Genomic DNA, 526 nt, shown 5'->3' on the forward strand with positions numbered 1-526 from the left:
GCTTGGCTTCCACCGGCTGCGTACTGGCCTGCACCACCGCGAGCGGATAGGCGATGCGTCCGGCAACCGGCACTTCGAACGCGCGCCGCACGCGATCCGGCATCGCCTGCGCATCGGTCGCGTAGACAAAGCCTGCATCCACCTCGCCCCGCGCCACGTAATCCAGCGACTGCCGCACGTTCTGCGTACTGATCACCTTGCCCTGCACTGCCGGCCACAGCTTCGCGGCCAGCAGTGCGCCCTGTGCGTAGCGACCCACCGGCACGCTGTCCGGGTTGCCCAGCGCAATACGCTGCACGCCGGCACCCGCCAGATCGGCCAGGGCACGCGGCGGCGCCTTCGCCTGCAGCGGCACCACCACCCACAGCGCGTTCACTGCGAAGACTTCACGCGTACCCGCTGCCAGCAGCTTCTGCTGCGCCGCTTGGTCCATCGTTGCTTCATCAGCCGAGGCGAATACATCCACCGGCGCGCCCCGCGCGATCTGCTGCAGCAGCACGCCGGAGGCAGCAAAGTTGAAATCGAC

1 protein-coding gene is annotated in these 526 nt (G+C 68.3%); it reads right to left on the reverse strand.

Annotation, left to right across the window (positions count from 1 at the left end):
* Positions 1–526 (reverse strand): molybdate ABC transporter substrate-binding protein (gene modA, locus DBR20_RS17065; RefSeq protein WP_258223408.1); only part of this gene is annotated, 526 nt, incomplete at both ends.

This window comes from Stenotrophomonas sp. HMWF023, from assembly GCF_003060985.1.
GTDB classification, from domain to species: Bacteria; Pseudomonadota; Gammaproteobacteria; order Xanthomonadales; family Xanthomonadaceae; genus Stenotrophomonas; species Stenotrophomonas lactitubi.